16 protein-coding genes and 1 pseudogene are annotated in these 21,997 nt (G+C 31.7%); 3 read left to right on the forward strand and 14 right to left on the reverse strand.

Annotated elements, in window-relative coordinates; genetic code table 11:
- Window positions 1–17: 17 nt before the first annotated feature.
- From EGM88_RS14885 to EGM88_RS14925, 9 genes are all read right to left on the reverse strand, one after another.
- Complete coding sequence (locus EGM88_RS14885; protein WP_123899212.1) at window positions 18–260, reverse strand: hypothetical protein; 243 nt, start codon at window positions 258–260, stop codon at window positions 18–20.
- 425 nt (window positions 261–685) lie between these two features.
- The gene (locus tag EGM88_RS14890; RefSeq protein WP_123899213.1) at window positions 686–1,906 is read right to left on the reverse strand and encodes an aminotransferase class V-fold PLP-dependent enzyme; all 1,221 of its coding nucleotides are present in this window, start codon (window positions 1,904–1,906) and stop codon (window positions 686–688) included.
- A 50-nt stretch (window positions 1,907–1,956) separates the two neighbouring features.
- Entirely contained in the window at window positions 1,957–3,081 is a 1,125-nt protein-coding gene (locus EGM88_RS14895) for an ABC transporter permease (RefSeq protein WP_123899214.1), read from the reverse strand.
- A complete protein-coding gene (locus tag EGM88_RS14900) occupies window positions 3,081–4,187 on the reverse strand; it encodes an ABC transporter permease (protein ID WP_123899215.1) in 1,107 nt (368 codons plus the stop codon). The genes EGM88_RS14895 and EGM88_RS14900 overlap by 1 nt, the downstream gene beginning before the upstream one ends.
- The gene (locus EGM88_RS14905; protein WP_123899216.1) at window positions 4,184–4,912 is read right to left on the reverse strand and encodes an ABC transporter ATP-binding protein; all 729 of its coding nucleotides are present in this window, start codon (window positions 4,910–4,912) and stop codon (window positions 4,184–4,186) included. The genes EGM88_RS14900 and EGM88_RS14905 overlap by 4 nt, the downstream gene beginning before the upstream one ends.
- A 47-nt stretch (window positions 4,913–4,959) precedes the next feature.
- A complete protein-coding gene (locus tag EGM88_RS14910) occupies window positions 4,960–5,862 on the reverse strand; it encodes an ABC transporter ATP-binding protein (RefSeq protein WP_123899217.1) in 903 nt (300 codons plus the stop codon).
- On the reverse strand, window positions 5,862–6,752 hold the full coding sequence (locus EGM88_RS14915; RefSeq protein ID WP_123899218.1) for an HlyD family secretion protein: 891 nt from the start codon (window positions 6,750–6,752) through the stop codon (window positions 5,862–5,864). Before EGM88_RS14915 ends, EGM88_RS14910 begins: the two co-directional genes overlap by 1 nt.
- 82 nt (window positions 6,753–6,834) lie before the next feature.
- On the reverse strand, window positions 6,835–8,088 hold the full coding sequence (locus tag EGM88_RS14920; protein WP_123899219.1) for a TolC family protein: 1,254 nt from the start codon (window positions 8,086–8,088) through the stop codon (window positions 6,835–6,837).
- A 2-nt stretch (window positions 8,089–8,090) separates the two neighbouring features.
- The gene (locus EGM88_RS14925; protein WP_123899220.1) at window positions 8,091–8,705 is read right to left on the reverse strand and encodes a TetR/AcrR family transcriptional regulator; all 615 of its coding nucleotides are present in this window, start codon (window positions 8,703–8,705) and stop codon (window positions 8,091–8,093) included.
- Window positions 8,706–8,805: 100 nt separating this feature from the next.
- On the opposite strand from EGM88_RS14925, the gene EGM88_RS14930 reads away from it, so the two are divergent.
- Window positions 8,806–10,146: a serine hydrolase domain-containing protein gene (locus EGM88_RS14930; protein WP_123899221.1), complete on the forward strand. Its 1,341-nt coding sequence runs from the start codon at window positions 8,806–8,808 to the stop codon at window positions 10,144–10,146.
- 111 nt (window positions 10,147–10,257) lie between these two features.
- Here EGM88_RS14930 and sufD read toward each other — a convergent pair whose 3' ends face one another.
- The 4 genes from sufD to EGM88_RS14950 all read right to left on the reverse strand — a co-directional run bounded on the left by sufD (window position 10,258) and on the right by EGM88_RS14950 (window position 14,491).
- Complete coding sequence (sufD, locus tag EGM88_RS14935) at window positions 10,258–11,580, reverse strand: Fe-S cluster assembly protein SufD (protein WP_123899222.1); 1,323 nt, start codon at window positions 11,578–11,580, stop codon at window positions 10,258–10,260.
- A 280-nt stretch (window positions 11,581–11,860) separates the two neighbouring features.
- Window positions 11,861–12,598 carry a Fe-S cluster assembly ATPase SufC gene (gene sufC, locus EGM88_RS14940; protein WP_123899223.1) on the reverse strand — a complete coding sequence of 246 codons (738 nt, stop codon included), beginning with the start codon at window positions 12,596–12,598 and terminating at the stop codon, window positions 11,861–11,863.
- A gap of 105 nt (window positions 12,599–12,703) precedes the next feature.
- Entirely contained in the window at window positions 12,704–14,152 is a 1,449-nt protein-coding gene (gene sufB, locus EGM88_RS14945; protein ID WP_123899224.1) for a Fe-S cluster assembly protein SufB, read from the reverse strand.
- A gap of 9 nt (window positions 14,153–14,161) precedes the next feature.
- A complete protein-coding gene (locus EGM88_RS14950) occupies window positions 14,162–14,491 on the reverse strand; it encodes a HesB/IscA family protein (RefSeq protein ID WP_123899225.1) in 330 nt (109 codons plus the stop codon).
- Between the two features lie 468 nt (window positions 14,492–14,959).
- On the opposite strand from EGM88_RS14950, the gene EGM88_RS14955 reads away from it, so the two are divergent.
- On the forward strand, window positions 14,960–18,829 hold the full coding sequence (locus EGM88_RS14955) for a DUF11 domain-containing protein (RefSeq protein WP_123899226.1): 3,870 nt from the start codon (window positions 14,960–14,962) through the stop codon (window positions 18,827–18,829).
- A gap of 155 nt (window positions 18,830–18,984) precedes the next feature.
- Here the strand turns inward: EGM88_RS14955 and EGM88_RS16115 are convergent, their stop codons facing one another.
- Entirely contained in the window at window positions 18,985–19,113 is a 129-nt protein-coding gene (locus EGM88_RS16115; protein WP_262696500.1) for a hypothetical protein, read from the reverse strand.
- A gap of 575 nt (window positions 19,114–19,688) precedes the next feature.
- On the opposite strand from EGM88_RS16115, the pseudogene EGM88_RS14960 reads away from it, so the two are divergent.
- A pseudogene (locus EGM88_RS14960) lies at window positions 19,689–21,997 on the forward strand (T9SS type B sorting domain-containing protein); the annotation flags it as partial.

Below are 21,997 nucleotides of genomic sequence, written 5' to 3' on the forward strand. Positions count from 1 at the left end.
ATAATCCCTATTTTAAATTATAAGCCAGGACAATTTGGATCAGGAATATCACTAGTTTCACACCAGCATACGGCATACATTGCGTTTAAAATATCTGTCGCGGTGTCATCATCAACTTCTTCACCTATTTCATATTCATAAGTCTCTAAAAGACTTAATGCCTGTTCCGCACAGGCATCAATATTTTCCGTTTGTGTAGTTTGAGCTTGTAAAGTAAAAGCACTAATAGCACATATTGTTACTAGCATTATTTTTTTCATCTTAATAAGATTTTTAAATTAAATTTTTCTGGGTTTTTAATGAAAATCTTTTTTAACATTTGAGGAGGCATTTTCTGACCAAAAAAATATAAATTCGTACTTTCTCCAGTGGGGCTGGTTAACTTACATAGGCAACTGGTTTTAAATTAAACATATTTAAGCGTATCTTTATTTATTTACCTCAACTGGAGGTTTTTATAATTGTTTTTTATGATTTTGTATTTTTCTTTAAATCAAAAAGAAACAAGTAATTCTTAGGCAATTTAATTTTTTATTAAAAAAAAAAAGAAAAATTAACCGCAAAATATTGAATAAAAAACCTCAAATAATTACGGTTTAAACCGTAATTATTTGAGGTTTATAAATTCTATAAATACTTTTAAGTTAAATAAGTTTCAGGTAAAAGAGGAGTTTAATTACTAAGTTTAACTCAACATCTCTTTCGCTCTTTTTACCGCCACTACCAGTTTATCAATTTCTTCTTTGGTGTTATAAAAAGCAATAGATGCTCTAACGGTTCCTGGAATTTTAAAGTAATCCATTATAGGTTGGGCACAGTGGTGTCCAGTACGTACAGCGATACCCAGTTTGTCTATAATTGACCCAATATCATAAGGATGAATGCCTTCAATATTAAAAGAAATTACAGATGTTTTAGCTCCCAAAACATCAGGACCATAAATTTTTAAACCTTCAATTTCTAATAATTTTTCGGTAGCGTATTTTAGCAATTCGTTTTCATAATTGGCAATGTTATTAAAACCAATGTTGTTCATGTAATCAATGGCAACACCAAAAGCAATTCCACCACAAATGTTAGGTGTTCCTGCTTCAAATTTATGCGGTAAATCTGCATAGGTAGTTTTTTCAAAAGTAACTTCGGCAATCATTTCACCACCTCCTTGGTAAGGTGGTAGTTTGTTAAGCCATGCTTCTTTTCCGTATAGAATTCCAACGCCTGTTGGTCCGCACATTTTGTGGGCTGAAGCAACATAAAAATCGGCATTTAATTGTTGTAAATTTACTTTTATATGCGGAGAGGCTTGTGCTCCGTCTATTAAAACAGCAGCACCTTTATTATGGGCTAAATCAATAATTTTTTGTATTGGGTTTATGGTTCCTAAAGCATTAGAAATATGATTTACAAATACCAATTTTGTTTTGTTAGAGAGTAAATCTTTGTAAACATCCATTATCAACTCGCCATTATCATTCATTGGAATTACCTTTAAAACTGCTCCAGTACGTTCGCAAAGCATTTGCCAAGGTACAATGTTAGAATGGTGTTCTAATGCAGAAACAATGATTTCATCTCCCTTTTTCAGTAAGGATGAAAATCCGTTAGCAACTAAATTTATACCGTGTGTTGTACCTGAAGTAAAAATAATTTCATGAGCATGCTTGGCATTAAAATGAAGTTGTATTTTTTGTCGGGCTTGCTCATAGGCATCAGTAGCTTCTTGGCTCAAGGTATGCACGCCACGATGGATGTTTGCATTGTAATTGCTATAATAATCAACAATAGCATCAATAACAACTTGCGGAGTTTGAGAGGTGGCAGCATTATCTAAATATACCAATGGATATCCGTTAACTTCTCGTTTTAGAATAGGAAAATCAGTTCTTACTTTTTGAATGTCTAACATGTTTGTTTTTTAGAATGATTCTAAATACAAAACTACAAAATCAATTGGGATTAATTGGTTTTTTTATAACTGTAAACCGCTAAAGTATTCATAATAGTTGCATAAGCTAAGGTTTTTAAAAATTGAGGTAAAATATCGTTAAAGCCAGCTCCTTTTAACATTACCATACGCATTACTTCTACAAAATATTTTATAGGGTTAAATTCAGTGATGTATTGTGCCCATTTTGGCATACTTTCTATAGGTGTAAAAAGACCACTCATTAGAATAAAAATAACCATAAAAAACCAAGCAATAAACATGGCTTGTTGCTGGGTGTCGGTAAAGTTAGAAATAAATAACCCGATACCTAAAACTACTAGAATGTAAATAGACGTGTAAAAATACATTAACGCTAAACTACCAACCATGGGTACATTAAAAACAAGTTTTGCAATGAGTAAACCTATGGTAAGTAAGCCCAAACCTATTATCCAAAAAGGAAATAGTTTACCAATAATAAACTGACTTTTATTAATTGGAGTAACATTTATTTGCTCTAAAGTGCCAATTTCTTTTTCTCTAACAATATTCATTCCCGACAGAAATAAGGTAATCATAGTAACTAATAGAACCAATATACCTGGAACCATAAAGGTTTTATAGTTTAAGGTTTTATTATACCAAAAAGAAGGTATTGTGGTAATGTTAAAAGGTTGAACTTGTAAATGGTCAGATGCTTGTGTTACATCTATCTTTAGTTTTTTGTTGAAGCTTTGAATTATTTGGGTAATATATACGTTTTCAACACCTGCTGCAGCACCATCAATAGCGTTTACGGTTACGCCAAGCGAATTGTATTTTTGATTCTGTAAATCGCGTTCAAAATGGATTGGAATTTCTAAGAGTACATCAACATGTCCTTTTTGCATGGATTCTTTTGCTAATTTTTGTGCAGGATAATTTGCAACTATATTAAAATAAGAAGATGCATTAAACTTTTCAATTAATGCTCTTGATGTTGAAGAACGATCATTATCTATATATCCAAACTTAATATTTTTTACATCAAAAGTTGCTGCATTTGCCAAAATTAAAAGTTGAATTAGAGGCATTACAAAAATAATTGGCAACATGGCTTTATTTCTAAATATCTGCTTGAATTCTTTTTGAATGATGTATCCTAGCTTCTTCATTATTCCAATCTAATTTTATATTTTTTGATACTTAACCCAATAAAGAATGTTGTCATTATCAATAAGATGAGGGTTTCTTTCCAAATAAATTGCAGTCCTACACCTTTTAACATAATTCCTTTAATTATTATAATAAACCATTTTGCAGGTATTATGTTGCTGATAATCTGCATTGGAACTGGCATGCTTGTAATAGGAAAAATAAATCCAGACAATAAAATAACAGGAAGCATAAGTCCCATTAACGATATCATCATTGCAGTTTGTTGGGTTGCAGAAATGGTAGAAATAAGTATGCCTAAAGCCAACGATGTAATGATAAATAGAACACTTTCTAATCCTAATAAAAATAGACTCCCTTGTATGGGCATTTTAAAAATAAAAAGGCTTAATAAAATGATGGTTATAGCATTAATTATGGATAGAAAAATATAAGGAAACACTTTTCCAATAACTACTTGAAATGGTTTTATAGGTGATACTAATAGAATTTCCATGGTGCCTAATTCTTTTTCTCGTGTAATAGAGATGGAAGTCATCATGGCAGAAACTAGCATTAAAATCATGGTCATTACACCAGGAACAAACATATAGACACTTTTTAATTCAGGATTATAAACCATGCGTGTTTGAGCTATTATTTGGTAAGCTGATGTGTGGTTTTTATTTTGTTCTTTTAGATAAATTTGAAGAATTGCATTAACATAATTACTAATAGTATTGGCCGTATTTGGGTCTGTAGCGTCAGTAATTACTTGTATGTTTGAGTGATTTTGTGTAATTAATTTTTTGCTAAAATCTTTTTCAAAACTTAAAACAGCTTTTACTTTTCCTTTTTTAAAAATAGGTTCAATATCTGATTCTTTTTCAATAATTTGATTGATGCTAAAATAGTGAGAAGCTGAAATTTTATTAATTATTTCTTTTGTTGTTGCATCTTTAGAATGGTCTAATATAGCGATATCAACATTATTAATTTCGTTAGTAATAGCAAAACCAAACAGTAATATTTGAGCAATAGGCATTCCAAATAGAATAAACAAAGAGCGTTTATCTCTAAAAATATGGTAGAATTCTTTTTTTACAAAACCTATAAACCTTTTCATCCTCTTGCTAGATTTAAAAAGACATCATTCATACTTTCTACATTAAATTGAGATTTTAACTTCTTAGGTGTGTTTAAAGCTTCAATTTTACCATTTACCATAATTGAAACACGATCACAATATTCGGCCTCATCCATATAATGAGTAGTTACAAAAATGGTGGTGCCTTGGTGTGCTGCTTTGTAAATCATTTCCCAAAATTGACGGCGTGTAATTGGGTCAACACCACCAGTAGGTTCATCTAAAAAAACAATTTTAGGATCGTGTAACAATGCTACTGAAAAAGCTATTTTTTGTTTCCAACCTAAGGGAAGTGAACCCACTAAATTTTTGGAAACATCTTCTAAACCTAATTCTTTAATTAAAGTAGTTGATTTTTCTTTAATGCGTTTTCTAGAAAGGCCATAAATACCACCAAAAAAAGTAATATTTTCTCTAACGGTTAAATCGTCATAAAGGGCAAATTTTTGACTCATATAACCAATGTTTTTCTTAATGTCTTCTGTGTTTTTATAAATATCAAATCCTGCAATAGTTGCGTTTCCAGAAGTTGGATGTGAAATTCCGATGAGCATTTTTATTGCTGTGGTTTTTCCTGCTCCATTAGCTCCTAAAAAGCCAAAAATTTCACCTTTTTTTACTTCAAAATTTATGGCATTTACAGCAATAAAATCACCAAACATTTTGGTTAAATCTTTTACTTTTATGACATTGTTATTGCTCATTTTGTAAAAACTATATTCGTTTTAATGTCTTGTTTTTTAAGGCTAATTTATCTGGCTAATTCCATAAAAGTATCTTCTATGGTAGCTTTAGTTTTTTGTATGGTTATGTTTTTTAATCCGTTTTGCTCAAGATAATTATGTAGTTCTTTTATATTAAAAGAGTCTCTTTTATCAGTGTAATGAACATGTTCTCCAAAAGGATACACACTATGATTAAATGGGTACATATTTAAACTAGTAATCACTTTATACGTGTTGTTAGCGGTAACATTGTAAATAGGTTTTGGATAATGTTTTACAATGGATTTTGGAGTGTCAATTTCTAATATTTTTCCTTCTTGAATTAAAGCTATTCTATCACACAAAGCGGCTTCATCCATATAAGGTGTAGAAACAAGCATGGTAATTCCTTTTGTTTGAAGTCGTTTTAGCATGTCCCAAAATTCTTTACGAGAAACTGGGTCTACGCCTGTGGTGGGTTCATCTAAAAATAATACTTTTGGTTTGTGAATTAAAGCACAGCATAGAGCTAATTTTTGTTTCATTCCTCCTGAAAGTTTTCCAGCTCTACGGTTTTTAAAAGGTTCAATTTGAACATATATATCTTCGATTAAATTGTAATTTTCTTCAATAGTGGTACCAAATATTGTCGCGAAAAATGTTAGATTTTCTTCAATGGTTAAATCTTGATATAAAGAGAATTTTCCAGGCATATATCCCACATTATTTCTAATGCTTTTATAATCCTTTAACACATCGTATCCTGCAACTGTTGCACTACCTTTATCTGCAATTAAAAGAGTAGTTAAAATTCTAAATAAAGTTGTTTTGCCAGCTCCGTCTGGACCAATAAGACCAAATAATTCCCCTGGTTTTATATGAAAAGTTACCTGCTCTAATGCGTTTACTTTTTTAAAAGATTTTGATATGTTATTTACTTTTAAACCCATTAGTTGTTTGTTAACCACATTTCTGCAGGCATACCAATTTTTAAATTTCCATCATTTGCTACATCTACTTTTATAGCGTATACTAAAGCAACACGCTCTTCTTTAGTCTGAATTATTTTTGGTGTGAATTCTGCTTCAGAGGAAACCCAACTAATAGTGCCTTCGTATGATTTCATTGTATTGTCACTATCAATTTTTACCGTAACTTTTTGACCTATTTTAAGGTTGGATAGTTGTGTTTCACTAATGTAAACACGCAACTGCATAGTTTTTAAATCTGCAATTTTGTATAAAGGTTTTCCAAAAGTTGTTATTTCATTGGGTTCGGCATATTTGGTTAAAACTGTTCCTGTTATTGGGTTAATAATTTTACATTTAGAAATTTGATCTTCAATTTGTTGTATTTGAGTATCAACACTTTTAATTTCATTTACAACAGGTGCATTTTGAATTTCTACGCTTCTAATTTGATTTTTAATAACGTCTATTTGTCCTAATACATCATCCAGTTGTTTTTGAGTGCCAGCATTGTCTTTAATTAAGTTTTCAATTCTTTTTTTATTAGTATTTGCGGTATTTAGTTGGGCTTTTAATACATTAATTTGCGACAAAACACCTTTAGATTTTGAGGCTATAACTGATTTTGAAACTAGCAATTGTTCTCGTTTTAAATGTAATGGTATGGTATCTATGTAACCTATAAATTCATCTTTTTGAAGCAATTCACCTTCATTAATATCAAACTGCATTAGCTTACCATTGTTTTCAGCTGAGATTGTGATTTCTGTTGCTTCAAAATTGCCATAACCATCGGCGTTATCCTCACCATTACAAGAGGTTAACAGTGTTGAAATTAAGAAGAAGGCGGTTATTAATTTTATAAATTTCATGTTATTTTTGTTTAATAGTTATGGCTCGTTATTTTGAGCTATACTCTTTATTTTGCTAAATGTTTTTTTAATCATAATAGTGTCATTTACCCTTAATGACTAAGTAATTGGCTTTTGCTAGTAGTAATTGAATTTGATGTGTACTTAAATTATTTTCAGCTTCGTATAAATTTGTTAATTCAGTGATGTAAGTTGATGAGGTTATTACACCATTTTTTAATTGAGAATCTGCGGCTTTTAATACTTTTTTTCTCAATTTGATTATTGTTTTATCATCATCAATAAATTGTGTAATTTTTTTAATTTCTGAAAGTTGTTTATTTAATTCAATAGTTGTGTTTAAAGTAAAAACTTCGGCTTCGGTGTCTATTATATCTTTATTAATTTTTAAAGATTGTCGTTGTTTTTTATTGGCATTCCAATCAAATACATTCCAATTTAATTTTAAGCCAATAATATAATACGGTTGAAAAGAGTTGTCTAACATATTTAATCCGGGGTTGCCATAACCGCCTTGTGCAAACCCTATTATTTTCGGTGACTTTTGTCTTTTAGTAAGTTGTTCCGTTTTAGTTATTTGTTCTTTTTGAAGTTCAAATACCTCTAATTCCGGTCTCGTTATTTCTGATGTAAGATCTATTTCAATTTCTGGATTTTTAAAATTAACTGAATTGGCAATTTCTGTTCCAATTAAAGAGGAAAGAGTTGATGTTAATGAAGCTCTGTTAAGACTATTTTCTGTTATTAATTGTTTTATTTTTAAAATTTCTGCTTCTAATATTTGATCAGATGCTGGCAATAAAGTTCCATATTTAATTCCTGCTTTTACCTCCTTTATTTTTATTTCTAATTGATTAAGCTTAGCAATTAATAAGGTTTCTTTTGCTTGTAATAATAAAATTGAAAAATAGAGTTGATTTATTTGTTGTTTCAATTGGTATAAATTGACATCAATTTGTTTCTGTTTGGTTTTTAAATTAATAGATTTAAGCTCCGTATTTGTATCTATTAATCCACCAGCATAAATAAGTTGATTCATTGTAATGGTAGCCTTATATTGATCTTTATTAAGAGGGTCAACATTAGTATTAGGAAGGCTAAAAGGGAATTCAATAACGTCTGATTGATATGTAGCCTGTCCTGCAAAATCAATACTTGGTAATTTTTCAGTTTTTATTGCTTCAATAGCTAATGCACTTTGTTTAGCTAATAAATCATGTTGTTTTGCCAAGGGATAGTTTATGTTTGCCGATTTGTAACAGTCTTCCAGTAATAGGTCTTGAGCCGTTATGTTTACATGTACTAGTAAAATAATAATTAGGTTTATTTTTTTCATAATTATAGTTTTATAGCATTGATAATAAACTCAGCCACTTCATTTTTTCGTTTCTCAATTAATACGTTGTATTCCTTATCACTTATGTCTGCTAAACCTTTAAGTAGTGGAGCAGCAATAAAAGGGAAGGCATTTAAAGAAATTATATTTATAAATAATTGCTCAGGAGTGAGAGGTCTAATTATTTTGGCAGTAATACAGTCGTTTATTTGTTTTTTAAATTTTTCAAAGCTTGGAAAGTGTTTGTCTTCGGTTAGTTTTTGTGCAAATTCAGGATTTCTATTTAGCTCATTAATAATAAAATTAGGCAAATAGGGATGTTTTAATACAAATGAAATGTAGCTATCTGTAAAGTTTTTTATTTTTTCAAAAATATCGGAGTCGTCATTTAGTACATTGTTTAATTGTGGAGCAAGAAGTTTAAAAGCATTTTTAAAAACAGCTTCGAAGAGTAATTTTTTGCTTCTATAATAGTAATGTAACAGAGCTTTGTTTATACCTGCTTCATCTGCAATTTCTTGCATTCTTGCTCCATCCATTCCTTTTCGTTGAAAAACGTTTTTAGCTGCATTTAATATGTCTGTTTCAGTATTCGTGTTTTTTGTTTTTATAGTCATAATTAACCAAACGATTTAACTAAATGGTTAACAAAAGTATAATTTATTTTTTTAACCAACAAAATAAGTGCTATTTTTAAGGCGAAATAAAAAATTATAAATGAAAAAAGTTCTTAAATACCTCTTTTTAGTTGCGTTGTTGGTGGCCATTTACGCTGTTTATACCAATTACCCTAAATTAAATATTATTGCGGGATATTCTTCTAAAAATATGGCATCATCTGTTTTTTTAGCAAATAGAGATATTCAATATACAGATGAAGTAGATAATTCGTTTACACCGATTAATTTGGCAACTGATAAGGTAAATAAAGAAGAGAAATTTTCTACAGCTTCTGTATTTGGGTTGTTAACTAGAAAGGCTATTTATAGAGAAGGATTAGGGGCTGTTTTGGTTCCAAAAAATGCAGATGAGAATTCAGAATTTTTAGTTCCAAAACGTAATATTACTGAAAATAAACTACCTTTTCCTTATGGAAATTTACCTCAAAAGGATACTGTTTTTGAAAATGTAAATTATAACCTATTAGAAACTGCTGTGGACAGTATGTTTAATAATAACAAGATAAAACAAACTAGGTCAGTTCTTGTAATTTATAAAGATCAAATAATTGCAGAAAAATATGCCAATGGATTTGATAAAGATTCTAAACTTTTAGGGTGGTCAATGACTAAAAGTATTACCGCAACGTTATTTGGCATTTTACAAAAACAAGGAAAAATAAATATCAATGATAAAGCTCCAATAGAGAGTTGGAAAAATGATGATAGAGCTGCTATAACAATCAATGATCTATTACACATGAATAGTGGGTTGGCGTGGGAAGAGGATTATAAAAACATATCTGATGTTACAAGGATGTTGTTTTTAACAGATGATATGACTAAAATTCAAGAAGAAAAACCGTTGGTGGGGAAACCCAATGAAAGTTGGAATTATTCTTCAGGAACAACTAATTTATTATCTGGAATTTTAAGAAAGCAATTTGATACACATCAAGAATATTTAGATTTTTGGTATGCAGCCCTAATTGACAAAATAGGCATGCATTCTATGCTTATAGAAACTGATATGTCTGGTAACTATGTAGGTTCGTCTTATGGTTGGGCAACCACACGCGATTGGGCTAAATTTGGATTGCTTTATTTGCACAAAGGCAATTGGAATGGAGAACAAATTTTTGATACCACATGGGTTGATTATGTTAAAACACCTACAAATGGATCAAATGGGGAATATGGAGGACATTTTTGGTTAAATGCTGGGGGTAAATATCCTGACGTACCAAAAGATATTTATTCAGCTAATGGTTATCAAGGGCAGCGAGTTTTTATTGTGCCTTCAAAAGATTTGGTTATTGTAAGAATGGGGTTGACTAATAATGATAATGCGTTTGATTTTAACACGTTTTTAAAAGAAGTGTTGGTAGCTATAAATTAAACCAAGTCACTTCAATGTAGGTTAGTAAAATTTATGTTTCTTCTCTAGAGAAGAAACATAAATAAAAGACATTTTGATATTAAAATCTTGTTTATTTAATTCAAATTTTTGTTATATGTCAAACCCTAAATTAACGTCCAGTTTGTTTGAGATAATTTTTGTAATTCTTGTTTTTAACTCTGGAATTTTAATTTTTTCCAAAGCATCATTAGCGAAAGCATATAATAATAAAGCCTTTGCTTCTTTTTTAGGAATACCACGAGAACGCATATAAAATAAGGCATCTTCATCAAGTTGGCCAATCGTACATCCATGAGAACACTTTACATCATCAGCAAAAATTTCCAATTGAGGTTTAGAATTTACCGAAGCTTTATCGTCAATTAAAATACTGTCATTTTGTTGAAAAGCATTGGTTTTTTGAGCTTCTTTTTCTACAATTACTTTTCCATTAAATACACCTGTTGATGCATCAAAATAAATTCCTTTATATAACTCGTGACTTTCACAATTTGGAAACTTATGATTTACAAGGGTGTGATTATCAACTAATTGTTTGTCTTTAATTATGGTAATTCCATTAAGGTTTGAGGTTATGTATTCTCCCTCATGATAAAATTCTAAATTGTTACGTGTTAAATTACCGCCGAAAGAGAATGTATTAACAGAAGCAACACTTTGTTGAGCTTGTTTAATGTAAGTATTATCAATTATAGATGCTGATTTTAGATCATTTTGAATCTTATAATAATCAATAATAGAACGTTTATTGGCAAAAATTTCGGTAACAGAATTCGTCAAAACCACATTGTCGGTCAAACTTTGGTGACGTTCAACAATTTGTACATGAGCATTTTCTCCTACAACTATTAAATTACGTGGCTGTGTTAATACTTCAGATACTGTTCCTGTTGTAAAATGTAAAATTTGAACAGGCTTTGGAACAACAGTGTTTTTTGGAATGTTAATGTAAGCACCTTCTTTAGAAAAAGCCGTATTTAAAGAAGTAATACTGTCTTCTTTTTTAGCAATTTTATTAAAATAATGGTCGATAACCATTTTATATTTTGGTTTTGCAAGTGCTGCTGAAAGTAAGCAAATATCAAATCCGTCATGAGTTGTTTCAGATAAAAATGAGCTGTAAACACCATCAATAAATACTATTTTGTATGTATCTATTTCATGTAAAAAATACTTTTTTACTTCTTTAAATTCGGTGGTGTTTTGAACTTTTGGAAAAACTTTAAAATCATGTTTTAATAGAGATTTTAAAGAGGTGTATTTCCATTCTTCATCTTTTTTTGAGGGAAAACCCATCTTTTCAAAATGGGTAAAAGCGTTTGATCTAATTTCGTTTACCTTTTCGTTATGCTCTGCACTAAATTTATTCTCAAAAGCGAGAAAAGCAGCTGTTAAATGTTCGGTTAAACTCATGAAAATTTAAGATTTAAATTTAGGATTTAAAATTTTAAGAGTTTTCTCAAAACTTATCTCCTTGTATATTTAGATTTTTTATTTTAATAAATCCTAATTAGGATTTTTTTATTTTATACGGTTACCTTTTGTGAGAGAGTTAAGTCGCTTTCTGTATCAAAAGATCGGTATAATTTTGAGATTGGTTTGTTACAAGAAATTTTATAAATTATCTTTATTTCACTATTCTTAAAAGCCATTAATAATGGCCTTTAGTGTTGTTTTTAAAGAGTTTATAATTTTATTTTAACCAATCGTACCCTTTTTCTTCTAACTCTAAGGCAAGTTCTTTTCCTCCAGATTTTACAATTTTTCCTTGATGTAAAACGTGTACATAATCAGGAATGATATAGTCTAATAGACGTTGATAATGCGTAATTACAATAATGGCATTATCCTTGTTTTTTAATTTATTAACTCCGTTAGCAACAATTTTTAAAGCATCTATATCTAAACCAGAATCGGTTTCGTCTAAGATAGCCAATTTGGGTTCTAACATAGCCATTTGAAAAATTTCGTTTCTCTTTTTTTCACCACCTGAAAACCCTTCATTTAATGAACGAGATAAAAATTTTCTATCAATTTCTAATAACTCTGCTTTTTCACGAATTTTTTTCAATAAATCTTTAGCAGATATTTCTTCTTGTTTATTGGCTTTACGTGTTTCATTAATGGCTGTTTTAATAAAATTTGTAACCGAAACACCAGGAATTTCTACTGGATATTGAAAAGATAAGAAAATACCTTTATGAGCTCTTTCATCTGGGGCCATATCATCTAAATCTTCTCCGTTTAAAATAACATTGCCTTTAGTAACTTCATATTCTTCTTTACCAGCAATCACAGAAGCTAATGTACTTTTACCAGATCCATTTGGTCCCATTATAGCATGTACTTCTCCTGCTTTTATGTCTAAATCAATTCCTTTAAGAATTTCTTTATCATTTATATTGGCGTGTAAATTTTTTATTTTTAACATTATTATTTATTATATGTATTTCTATTGTTTAATGTTTTTTGTAATTAGTTAAAAACTAGTTTGGTATACTGTTTTAAATGTAATTTATTGTTCTATTACCGTTTTTTATCCTACAGAACCTTCTAAACTAATCTCTAACAATTTTTGTGCTTCAACGGCAAATTCCATCGGCAATTTATTTAAAACTTCTTTACTAAATCCATTAACTATTAAAGCAATTGCTTTATCCATGTCAATGCCACGTTGGTTACAATAAAATAACTGATCTTCTCCAATTTTTGAAGTAGTAGCTTCGTGTTCTATTTTGGCAGTTTTGTTTTTTGCTTCTATGTATGGAAACGTATGAGCACCACAATCATTACCCATTAATAAAGAGTCACATTGAGAGAAATTTCTGGCATTATCTGCACGGGCATGTATTTGTACTAAACCTCGATAAGAGTTTTGCGATTTTCCTGCAGAAATTCCTTTAGAAATTATGGTGCTCTTCGTATTTTTTCCTAAGTGCACCATTTTGGTTCCTGTATCAGCTTGTTGATGATTGTTGGTTACAGCAACAGAGAAAAACTCGCCAATAGAGTTATCTCCTTTTAGTACACAACTCGGATATTTCCATGTAATTGCCGAACCTGTTTCAACCTGAGTCCATGATATTTTTGCGTTGGTTTCACAAAGCCCACGTTTGGTAACAAAGTTAAAAACACCTCCTTTTCCATTTTTATCACCAGGAAACCAGTTTTGTACTGTTGAATATTTTATTTCAGCATCATCAAGTGCTATTAATTCTACTACAGCTGCATGCAGTTGGTTTTCGTCACGTTGAGGTGCGGTACAACCTTCTAAATAGCTAACATAGCTTCCTTTGTCTGCAATTACTAATGTTCTTTCAAACTGACCTGTGCCACCTTCGTTTATTCTAAAATAAGTAGAAAGCTCCATAGGGCACTTAACACCTTTTGGAATGTAGCAAAAAGAACCATCACTAAATACAGCACTATTTAAGGCTGCATAAAAATTATCCGTTTGAGGTACAACTGAACCGATATATTTTTTTACCAATTCAGGATGTTTTTGAATTGCTTCAGAAATAGGGCAAAATATAATGCCTTTTTCTTCCAAAGTTTTCTTGAAAGTAGTGGCTACAGATACAGAATCCATTACTATATCAACCGCAACACCAGAAAGTCTTTTCTGTTCGTCAATAGATATTCCTAATTTGTCAAAAGTTTTTAATAATTCAGGGTCAACTTGATCTAAACTTTCAAGTTCTGGCTTTTTCTTAGGAGCTGCATAATAGCTAATATTTTGAAAATCTGGTTTTTGATAAGTAACATTAGCCCAATCTGGTTCTGTCATACTTTGCCAAATTCTAAAAGATTCTAAACGCCATTCTGTCATCCATTCAGGCTCGTTTTTCTTTTTAGAAATAGCTCTAACCACTTCTTCATTTAATCCAATAGGGAATTTATCAGATTCAATATCCGTATAAAATCCATATTCATATTCTTTGGTTTCTAGTTCTTTTTTTAAATCGTCTTCTGTGTATTTACTCATCATTATTTTTTAAAGTGAAAAACTTTCGCCACATCCACATGTTCTATTTGCATTGGGGTTTTTAAATACAAACCCTGTACCATTAAGTCCTCCTGAATAATCTAGGGTAGTGCCAACTAGATATAAGAAGCTTTTTTTATCTACAATTATTTTGATAGAATTGGCTTCAAAAACCTTGTCATTTTCGCTTTGTTCTTTGTCAAATTTTAATTCATATGATAAACCAGAACAACCACCGCTTTTAACACCAACTCTTACATAATCAGTAGCAGTATCAAATCCTTCTTCTTGCATCAATTCAATGACTTTCTTTTTGGCTATATCAGATACCTGTATCATAATAATATAGATTCGTTCTAAATAAGTGCAAATATAGTTTAAAAAGCAACAAGAATAAAATTAAAAAGTTAAAAGATTATTGAAGTAAAATTGCTAAAATGCTGTATTTTTATAAAAAATAACGCTTGTTTATATTTTTCATAAAAACATCAAACATATATTTAATTATTAACAATTAATTGTAGTTGTTAACATAAATATATGAAACAGGGTTGTAACTATGTATCTTTGCTAAGAAGTTGAAATTCAGTTAGTTTATTTAGTTTAAGAATGGTTTGTTAAGACAACGTACTATAGCGTATTTTCTTTAATTATGGGCTTTAATATATATTTTATCTTCATTTTAATATGTGGTTCTATGCGATTAGGAGCGTTTTAGAATTGTCGAATGTTTTTACTACGTCTTACTGATAATACTTAGGGAGAGCATTTAAATATGTACTAATATTCTTTTTAAATAAATTAAACTTGATTAATAAAGTAAGTCTGTCGCTAATTACTTTTATCGTTATATGTTGTTCGTATATAGTATCAGCTCAGGAAACGTATCTGGATAATTTCAATGTTGTTTCATATTCTAATAATAATGGTACTCGCAATTTTTCATCAAGTTGGGTGGAGACTGGAGATCTAGTCTTGGGGCCAATTCTCGGCAACATTCTTATTGCTTCAAATCAACTACGATTTACAGGTATTTTACTTGATAATAATATAAGACGTAGTTTAAATTTAGAGGATGTAGATGTTGCAATTTTGACATTAGATTATGATGCAACTAGTAGAGGAGGGGAAACTATGGATGTAGAATTGTGGAATAAAACAACTGGCTTATGGGATGTTGTTTATACAATTGACACAGATATAGTTGGTTCCATGTCATATCTGCTCAATGAAAATCAAATATCAGATGAGTCAGCAATTCGGTTTATTTCCAGAAGTGGTGCATGGGGTATATTTGATCGTATGTATATTGATAATGTCCAATTTGAAACATTTACAGATACAGACGGTGATGGTATTGCTGAAAATATTGATATTGATGATGATAATGATGGTATTTTAGATGTTGTGGAAAACACGAATTGTAGCTCATTATCCCAAACGTTTAACTATTCATCTCATTATACAGATGGAGAAGATCCAACACTAGCATCAAGTAGTGAAAATGGCGTTATCTTTAATTTTAATAGAAAAACAACTGCAGGAGTTACTCTTTTTGATGGAAATATCGAATCTAGTAGTCCTTTTTCAGGATTTAATAACTATTGGATTTTTAATCAAACAAATAATTCATCCATAGATAAAACCACGGCTACTATATCATTCTCAATTCCCATTATGGTATCTTTTACTCTGCTTGATGTTGATGCAGATGCTAGTTCTTGGATTGATAAAGTTATTGTAAATGGCTATGTAAACGGAAGTTTAGTAACACTTACTGCTTCAGACTTTATTTTAAATGCAACCTATACTAAATACAATGGGTTAAATGAATTTGAAGGAATTGCGGACACAGACTCCAATGGTAATGTTAGTATTACTTTTCCTACTTTGGTAGATAAAATTGAAATAATTTATTCGGATGATGAGAGTCCCTTTGGGTCACAAGTATTAGGTATTTCACCAATAACATACTGTCCGCCTATAGATACAGATGGTGATGGTAGGCCTGATTCAGTTGATTTAGATAGTGATAATGATGGTATTCCTGATAATATTGAAAGTCAAACTACACTAGGGTACATTGAACCAAGTGGGTTTGATATAGATAAAAATGGATTAGATGATGCTTATGAAGTAATTTCAGGGTCTGGAGAAGGATTGACGCCTATAAACGCAGAAAGTGCAGATAGTCCGGATTATATAGATCTAGATTCTGACAATGATTTGTTGTTGGATAGTGATGAGTCAGGAATTGTTTTGACTAATTCCGATAGTGATGGAGACGGGCTAGACGATTCAATGGATGAAACTACTGATTATTCAGATCCAGGAGGAATTATAGATAATCCAATATCAGGAAGTTATATAATGTGGGATAGTGATGGAGACGTGGCTAGTGGAGGAGATGTAAATTATAGGGATGCAAATGATGATGGATCAGATACGGATGGAGATGGCATTTCAGATGGCATTGATATAGATGATGATAATGATGGTATATTAGATACAGATGAATGCCCTCCCGTCACAGGCTCAGTTGATTCAGGCAATAATACAACCAACATTACAGGTTTTTATGCGTCAAATGGTAATAGTGTATTAGGTTTTACTATAAACCCTGAGTATGCTTCAGGGGTACTTTCATCAACTTCAGGTGTGCAGATACGTTGGGATCAAGGAACAACGGATGCGATTACAACAGTTGATCTTATTTTAGATACTCCTTCTACAGGAACATTAAAATCGGTGATATTAGGAAATGGAGCAGAAGGTGTAACCGCAGGGACTCAGAACGCATATAAGGAAATTACCCTCACATGGAGTGGTGGTGGTTCAGCGGTGTTAAATGACCCTTTAGATGAAGTCACAGGTAGAGTAACTGGAGATGTTTTAAATTCAGGTGACATAATTGAAATTAATAATGGAGTTCGTTATTCTTTGCAAGATACTGAGTGGAGTGTTGAAGTCGATATGTCTAGTGTTAGTACTTTTCCTACTACAGTTTCGTTCTATGCAGACTCAAGTATTAATGGAAGTACAAATTACAATAGAGAGGGGTTTGCATTTACACCTGTTATTAGTTGTCCAGATGCTGACGGTGATGGACTTTCAAACAATTTAGATTTAGATTCAGACGGAGACGGTATACCTGATCACGTTGAGGCTCAAACCACATTAGGTTATGCACTGCCAAGTGGCAACGATATTGATGGTAATGGGTTAGATGATGCCTATGAAACTACTCCAGGTTCTGGTGAAGGTTTAACACCAGTTGATACTGATGCTTTACTTTCGAGTCCAGATGCAATTCCTGATTATTTAGATTTAAACTCAGATAATGAAGGAGCAAATGATACTGAAGAGGCAAGAATCACCCTAAGTGGAAATGATGCAGATACCGATGGTTTAGATGATGCAACTGATGCAACTGCTGATTATTCTGATCCGGGTGGTACTATTGATAATCCACTGTCTGGACCTGTGATTATAATCGATTTAGATAATGACGCCAGTACTGGTGGAGACGTTGATTTTAGAGATGATGATACTAGTTGTACAATTACTGCTGGCATTATTATTAATGAAAAATCAAATGGTAATGGAGGGTCACAAGATTGGGTTGAACTTTTAGTGGTAGGAGATGCGGCAGACCCAACAGCACCAGTAGATTTAACAGGATGGTTTATTGATGATAATAATGGAGATTTTGAAGGGGCGGTATCTACTGGTGTAGCACAAGGTTCTTTAGTGTTAGGTTCAGCTTTTAATGCTGTTACTCCAGGCTCAATAATTGTGATATACAATCAATCAGATAAAGATGCTGCCATTCCAGCTGACGATCCAACAGACAGTGATGGTGATGGTGTTTATATTTTACCTGGAAATCACGCTTCTTTAAGTGGTTGTAGTAATAGTCCATCCACTTCAAATTCTAGTTATTTGCCTTGTACACCTGTTGCTGCATCTTGGTCTCGTATCGCATTTAGAAATTCAGGAGATGCTGTTCAAACAAGAAGACCCGATGGTACTTTTTATCATGGGTATTCTACCGGAAATGTTGGTGCTCCTTTTCCAAACTTTCCTTGTGGCGGACAGTCATTTAATTTAGGAAGCGGTGGGGTTGGTAGCACGTTTTCTTTTCAGTGTGGAGATTGGGAAGATTCAACAAATTTTATTAGAACAGATCAAACAGGAAGAACTCCAGGTGAAGTAAATTCAGTGGAAAATCAATATTTTGTGTCTAAAGTTATAAATGGAACTCTTGATTATTCAAATTTGAATAATATAAATAATTGTGCTGGAGCCGATTTAAGTTTAAAAAAATCAGTGAATAACAGTACGCCAAATGTAGGAGATGCTATTTCTTTCAGAATTATTATTACAAATAATGGATCTTTAGACGCATCGTTAATTGAAGTTCAGGATGTACTTCCGTCTGATTTTACTTACAACCATATTCCGGCCAATTATTCAGCTTCTGAAGGTGTGGTTACATTTGACGCTTCCTCTCGAACTATGACATGGAACGCGGGTTCTTACGTTTTAACTACAGGTAGTTCTATGACCTTAATTTATACAGTTACTGTAGATGTGTGTGGAGAGTTTAAAAATAGGGCTGAAATTACCAATAGTTCTCAGTTAGATGTAGATTCAACACCAGGAAATGGTAATTAAATAAACTCATTCTTTGTTGTTTTAAGGAAGTTTATCAACCAATGATGCAACGCTAGTAAATGCTATTTCAAGAGAAACAGTATGTGCTAATGGAGTATATACAAGTTACATTAACGACTAACACCTGTAAATACCGATGGAACAAACTATCCAGATTATTTAGATTCTGATACTGAAGGAGTAAATGACGCTGCAGAAACTGATATAACTCTAACAAGAAATGATTCAGATGATGATGGTTCAGTAAAAGCAAATAACATAGAAGTTTTAGATATAATTTCCACTGATTTTAGTTATAGCCATATAGCTGCAAATTATACATCCAGTCAAGGTACGGTAACGTTTGATTCTGCAACAGGAAGATTAGAATGGGATTTAGGAAACTTAACAACAGTCGGCGGAAGTAATAACAGTACTGCCCTAGAATATAGTGTAACCGTGGATATCTTCCGAGGGTTTGTAAACCAAGCATAAATCATAAATAGCTCACAATCTGATTTAGATTCAATACCTAAAATGGATATTGAAATTGTCTTTTTATAATTTCAATAACAGAAGGTGATTTTATATTAAAATAGAATTTCTTGAACAATATTGTTTAGCAATTGGCGTTGGAAAATAATTAGTAAACATTAAAATTAATTGTTAGCAATGTTGTTAACATAAATTGTCGTTTTCTGATTAGCTTATTATAATTGATAGGTAGTAAGTTAACGTATTTTTAGTATTGTCAAAAAGTCTATTTGTAAACAAAGATTTAAATAATTCTTAAGTAACTAACAATCTAAACGCGTTATGTTTGTTGCGTGTAGGGATTATTTAAATGTTGTTACTTATACGTAGAAAATTGTATTTTTTTATGAATGAAGTTAGATTGATTAGTAAAGTTTCAATTTTACTTAGTGTGTTTTATATTGTTTTATTTGTTAATGTTGGGTATGCACAATTGAGTGATTTACATTATTTACCACCATTAAAACAGGAAAGCAATAACGTTGCTATTCAACAACAAACAGTTTATTTATCAACACCTGAAGTTACTAGTTTTACAGTAAATGTTTATCAGGGTTCTAATACAACAGCTATAGCCTCGTTTTCTTTGTCAAAATCCACACCACAAATTTTTAGTTTAGCTAATGGAGATAATAATATTACATTAGTGAAAGCTGATAGTACAGGTGTTGTTTTAACGGATGCAGGTTTAAAATTTGTGGCTCCAGGAGGAGAAAAGTTTTATGTTAATTACAGAGGTAGGTCCTCGTCGCAAGCAGCATCAGTAACTTCTAAAGGGAGAGCTGCTTTAGGGCAAAATTTTAAATGGGGAGGTGCTCCCATAGAAGGCAATCATTCTTCAATGAGTGCTACGCTAGGTATTATGGCTACTGAAGACGATACAAAAATTACGATAAGTGGTTATAATCCAAATTGTGAATTTCGTTTAGGTGCTGATATTAGTGGTATTACAGATAATTCAATTGTTATTAATTTAGATGCAGGTGAATCTTATGTGCTTGAAGCTGCTAAAGCTGCTACTAATGCTAATATTGATGGGTGGATTGGAGCTTCAATAGTTTCAGATAAAGATATTGCGATTAATAATGGAATGCTGAATTTTGGAGTAAGTTCTAGTAGTGCGAGTAGAGATGCTGGAGCGGATCAACCTGTACCAGAAGATAAACTAGGAAAGGAATATGTTTTTGTGCGTGGTTATGGTGGAGCAACAAACGAATTTGTTGTAATTATAGGTACTCAAGACAATACTAATGTTTATGTTAATGGTAGTGCTACACCTTATGCAAATATTGGAGTAGGAGATTATGTAGAAATTCCTTCTTCTTTTTATTCAGGGACGTCTGTAGGTGATAATATGTTTGTTACTGCTACAAAAGATGTATATGCATATCAAGTAATTTCTGGAGATACAAATATCTATACTGTTAGTTTGAATTTTGTGGCACCAGTAAATTGCCTAATGCCAGATACTATGGATTTTATTCACGATATAGAAGATATTTCAGGGATTACGGCATCAGGAGGTTTGTTTATTGTTGCATCAACTACAACCTCAAATTCAGATATTGTGGTAACAGATGATAGTGGTGTGGTTACATTACCTGCAGAAAAGTCTTTGGCTGGTTCAGCAGATTGGAAAACTTTTTATGTATCAGGTCTAACAGGTGATGTTTCAGTAACTTCAACTGGTCCAATTGCTGTTGGGTTTTTAGGTTTCAATGGGGCTCGAGGCATTGCTGGTTATTTTTCAGGTTTTGATACAGTGCCTGAAGTGAATCTTCAAGTTGCAGGTGGTGGGTGTTTGCCAGGAGCCATTGTAGAGGTGGTTGGAGAAACGTTTGATACATATCAATGGTTTGAAGATGGTGTTTTGATACCTGGAGCTACAAATGCTACATACTCACCAACTCGTTCTGCCGATTATTTTGTTAGAGTTAATAAGGGAGGTTGTACTTATGATTCTCAGCCAATTGAGGCTTTTTATTGTAATCCAGATATTGTGGTTAATAAAACTGCAGATAAAGCTGAGGTTGTAGCTGGAAATACTATTACTTTTGAAATAACTGTAGAGAGTAAAGGGGTTAATGATGTTACTAGTTTAGTAATTGATGATGTTCTTCCATCTGGATTAACTTTTGTTAGTGCTAGTACAAGTGTAGGAACTTGGTCCGGATCAAGTTGGTCAGTTGGGACTTTAACAAGTGGTCAAAAAGAAACTATAACTATAGTTGCAACGGCTAATCCTCTTTCTGTTCCGGAATTGAGGGTGGAATTAACAAATACAGCTACAAATAGTCAAGATCAAGTTGATAGTAATACTACAACTGATAGTCCGTCTGTATCGTTTTTTGTTTTGAAGGATACGGATGGAGATGGGGTATCAGATGAAGATGATCTTGATAGTGATAATGATGGTGTTTTGGATGTTGAAGAATCAAATGGTATTAATCCTAATGGTGATCATGATAGTGATGGTGTGCCAAATTATGCAGATGGAGATTTTTGTACCTTAAATAGTTTTTCTGTTTGTGCTAATTTAGATACTGATAACGATGGCATACCCAATCATTTAGATTTAGACAGTGATGGCGATGGCATACCAGATAATGTAGAAGCCCAAACTACATTGGGATACACCGCACCAAGTGGCATAGA

The organism is Aureibaculum marinum, assembly GCF_003813905.1.
GTDB lineage: Bacteria > Bacteroidota > Bacteroidia > Flavobacteriales > Flavobacteriaceae > Aureibaculum > Aureibaculum marinum.